This is a genomic window from Vibrio splendidus 12E03, from assembly GCF_000272105.2.
Taxonomy (GTDB): Bacteria; Pseudomonadota; Gammaproteobacteria; order Enterobacterales; family Vibrionaceae; genus Vibrio; species Vibrio splendidus_I.
In genome coordinates this window covers 1-3,597 of sequence record NZ_AJZD02000103.1, presented here as the reverse complement: position 1 = coordinate 3,597, position 3,597 = coordinate 1, and the positions used below count along the sequence as shown (strand labels likewise).

Sequence of the window (3,597 nt, the reverse complement as noted above, 5' to 3'; positions counted from 1 at the left end):
CCGTTATCTTAATGGCGGGTCTACAAGGTGCGGGTAAAACCACATCGGTAGGTAAGCTATCTAAGCTTCTAACTGAGCGTGACAAGAAGAAAGTCTTGGTTGTGTCTGCCGACGTTTACCGTCCAGCGGCGATCAAACAGCTTGAAACGTTAGCAAGCGATGTTGGCGTAGACTTCTTCCCATCTTCAGCTGATCAAAAGCCTCTTGATATTGCAAACGCTGCCATTGATCACGCGAAGAAGAAATTCTACGACGTGCTACTTGTCGATACTGCTGGTCGTTTGGCTATCGATGAAGAGATGATGGGCGAGATCAAAGAGCTTCATACTGCAATTAAACCCGTAGAGACACTGTTCGTTGTTGATGCAATGACAGGTCAAGATGCTGCGAACACTGCAAAAGCCTTTGGTGACGCACTACCACTAACTGGTGTTATCTTGACGAAAGTTGATGGTGATGCGCGTGGTGGTGCTGCTCTGTCTGTTCGTCATATTACAGGTAAGCCAATTAAATTCTTGGGTGTTGGTGAAAAGACTGACGCACTAGAACCGTTCCACCCAGATCGTGTTGCTTCTCGTATCCTAGGTATGGGCGACGTACTGTCTCTTATTGAAGACCTACAGAAAAACGTTGATACCGAGAAAGCAGAGAAGCTAGCTAAGAAGTTCAAAGAGAAGAAAGGCTTTGACCTTGAAGACTTCCGTGAACAACTTGGTCAGATGCAAAACATGGGCGGCATGATGGGCATGATGGATAAGCTTCCAGGCATGTCTCAGCTACCAGATAACGTTAAAGATAAAGTTGATGACAAGATGTTCAAGCAAATGGAAGCGATCATCAACTCTATGACTATGAAAGAGCGTCAACGCCCTGACCTAATCAAAGGCTCGCGCAAAAAGCGTATTGCCGCTGGTTCAGGTACACGGGTACAAGATGTAAACCGTATGCTTAAGCAGTTCACCCAAATGCAGAAGATGATGAAGAAAATGCAAAAAGGTGGCATGAAAGGCATGATGCGCAACATGCAAGGCATGATGGGCGGCGGTGGAGGTATGGGCGGAATGGGTGGTGGCTTTAACCCGTTTGGTCGATAATCTACAAATGTAAGCTTTAGCTACGTTACTTTTCATAGTGTTAGCCGTGTCACAGAAAGTGTACGGCAGCTATGTTGGTGAAAAAATAGCTAAAGCCCTTGCATTGCACCGGAATAAGAGTAAAATTCCGGGGCTTTAATTTGGCACGAGACCCCAAGCTATTACTTATACTTGGGGTTAATTATTTTATTAAGAAAGCAAAGAGGACGACATGGTAACCATTCGTTTGGCACGTCACGGTGCAAAGAAGCGCCCATTTTATCAAATCGTAGTTGCGGATAGCCGTAACGCTGCAACTGGCCGTTTCATCGAGAAAGTAGGTTTCTTTAACCCTACTGCTCAAGGTCAAGAAGAAGGTCTACGTCTAGACCTAGATCGTGTTAACCACTGGGTTGGTCAAGGCGCATCTCTATCTGATCGTGTAGCTAAGCTAGTTAAAGACGCTCAAAAAGCGGCTTAATTCTTTTTTAAAGAGAAATAGCTTATGTCGATGAAGGGTAAAGAAACTATGAGCGAGCAAAACAATAGAATTGTCATGGGTAAACTTGGGTCTACCTATGGTATTCGTGGCTGGCTTAAAGTGTTCTCCTACACAGACAATGCTGAAAGCATATTTGATTACAGCCCTTGGTATTTAAACCTAAAGGGTAAGTGGGTCGAGTACAAAGTTGAGAGCTGGAAACGTCATGGCCAAGGTTATGTATGTAAGCTAGCGGGATTAGATGTTCGTGAAGACGCGCAACTGATGACTAACTTTGAAATTGCTATTGACCCTGCTTCGTTACCTGAATTGTCAGAAGATGAATTCTACTGGCGCGAATTGTTCGGTATGCAAGTTTTTACCACTAAAGGTTACGACCTTGGTGAGGTCACTGACCTATTAGAAACTGGCTCGAACGATGTTCTAGTAATCAAAGCAAATCTTAAAGATGCTTTTGGCCAAAAGGAACGGTTAGTACCGTACCTTGAAGAGCAAGTGATCAAGAAAGTTGATCGCGAAGCTCGCCGGATCGAAGTTGACTGGGATCCTGGATTCTAACTCCAAATTACAGAGCGAGAGAACACATGTGGGTTGGCATTATTAGCCTTTTTCCTGAAATGTTCCGTTCTGTTACTGATTTTGGAGTAACAGGTCAAGCGGTTAAAAAAGGTCTTTTATCTATTGAGACATGGAATCCTCGTGATTTCACTCATGATAAACATCGCACTGTTGATGACAGACCTTACGGTGGTGGTCCTGGCATGTTAATGATGGTTCAGCCTTTGCGCGACGCTATCAAAACAGCCAAGCAAGCAGCACCGGGAAAGACGAAAGTGATCTATCTTTCACCTCAAGGTCGTAAACTCGACCAGAAAGGTGTTGAAGAGCTGGCAACAAACGAGAATTTACTTCTTATTTGTGGTCGCTACGAAGGGGTAGATGAGCGCATCATTCAATCTGAAGTTGACGAAGAATGGTCGATTGGAGATTTTGTGATGACGGGTGGCGAACTGCCAGCCATGACGCTGATTGATTCAGTATCTCGGTTTGTTCCGGGTGTACTTGGAGATTTCGCTTCAGCAGAAGAAGATTCTTTTGCAAATGGTTTGCTAGATTGTCCCCATTATACGCGCCCTGAGGTGCTAGACGATAAAGATGTGCCATCGGTACTCAAGTCTGGAAACCATAAGGACATTCGTCGCTGGCGATTAAAACAATCGTTGGGCCGAACTTGGCTAAGAAGACCAGAACTCCTGGAAAACCTAGCTCTGACTGACGAACAGGAACAATTACTGGCTGAATTCATTAAAGAGCAACGCTCTTAACGAAAAGCAAGCAGTAACCTATTAAATTTAGTATCAGTTTATTCTAGGAATTTATACAAATGAGCAACATCATCAAGGCTCTTGAAGAAGAGCAACTAAAATCAGACCTTCCTAAATTCGCACCAGGTGACACTGTTGTAGTTCAGGTTAAGGTAAAAGAAGGTGACCGTGAGCGTCTACAGGCTTTCGAAGGCGTTGTAATCGCTATTCGTAACCGTGGTCTACACTCTGCATTCACAGTTCGTAAGATCTCGAACGGTGAAGGCGTAGAGCGTGCGTTCCAAACTCACTCTCCAATGGTTGATAGCATCGAAGTTAAACGCCGTGGTGCAGTACGTCGTGCCAAGTTGTACTACCTACGTGAGCGTTCTGGTAAGTCAGCTCGTATTAAAGAGAAGCTTACTAAGAAGTAATTCTTTTTGCATTCTATCGATAAAAGCGGAGCCATTTGGCTCCGCTTTTTTGTGCCTGCTAGTTAGAGCTTTGAAAGTAAGAGATCCCCAACTCTTTCGTTCCTCACTCTTGGGGATGACGACTGGAAAGTAAGCTTAAATACAACCGTCATTCCCTAGACTGACGAAGGAGTAGGGAAACTCTTTTGGTAAACACCAAACTATCGGCAATAAAAAAAGGATTGACGCAAACGCCAACCCTTTAATCATTTTTCCGAATCTCGAATCTCGAATCTCGAATCTCG

General features: G+C 44.3%; 5 protein-coding genes. All 5 read left to right on the top strand.

The window, feature by feature from the left end; genetic code table 11:
- A partial coding sequence (locus A142_RS08880) for a signal recognition particle protein (RefSeq protein WP_069591563.1) occupies positions 1-1,094 on the top strand: 1,094 nt, incomplete at its 5' end.
- 211 nt (positions 1,095-1,305) lie between these two features.
- Complete coding sequence (rpsP, locus tag A142_RS08875; RefSeq protein ID WP_004410028.1) at positions 1,306-1,554, top strand: 30S ribosomal protein S16; 249 nt, start codon at positions 1,306-1,308, stop codon at positions 1,552-1,554.
- A gap of 24 nt (positions 1,555-1,578) precedes the next feature.
- Positions 1,579-2,133: a ribosome maturation factor RimM gene (gene rimM / locus A142_RS08870; RefSeq protein WP_017063236.1), complete on the top strand. Its 555-nt coding sequence runs from the start codon at positions 1,579-1,581 to the stop codon at positions 2,131-2,133.
- 26 nt (positions 2,134-2,159) lie between these two features.
- Positions 2,160-2,900 (top strand): tRNA (guanosine(37)-N1)-methyltransferase TrmD, encoded by a 741-nt coding sequence (trmD, locus tag A142_RS08865; RefSeq protein ID WP_019826347.1) that lies wholly within the window; start codon positions 2,160-2,162, stop codon positions 2,898-2,900.
- 59 nt (positions 2,901-2,959) lie between these two features.
- Entirely contained in the window at positions 2,960-3,313 is a 354-nt protein-coding gene (gene rplS / locus A142_RS08860; protein WP_004735514.1) for a 50S ribosomal protein L19, read from the top strand.
- Positions 3,314-3,597: the final 284 nt, after the last annotated feature.

Bases quoted from the DNA above. Each gene is read 5' to 3' on its own strand.
- rpsP (WP_004410028.1), top strand. From the start codon at position 1,306: ATGGTAACCATTCGTTTGGCACGTCACGGTGCAAAGAAGCGCCCATTT.
- rimM (WP_017063236.1), top strand. From the start codon at position 1,579: ATGTCGATGAAGGGTAAAGAAACTATGAGCGAGCAAAACAATAGAATT.
- trmD (WP_019826347.1), top strand. From the start codon at position 2,160: ATGTGGGTTGGCATTATTAGCCTTTTTCCTGAAATGTTCCGTTCTGTT.
- rplS (WP_004735514.1), top strand. From the start codon at position 2,960: ATGAGCAACATCATCAAGGCTCTTGAAGAAGAGCAACTAAAATCAGAC.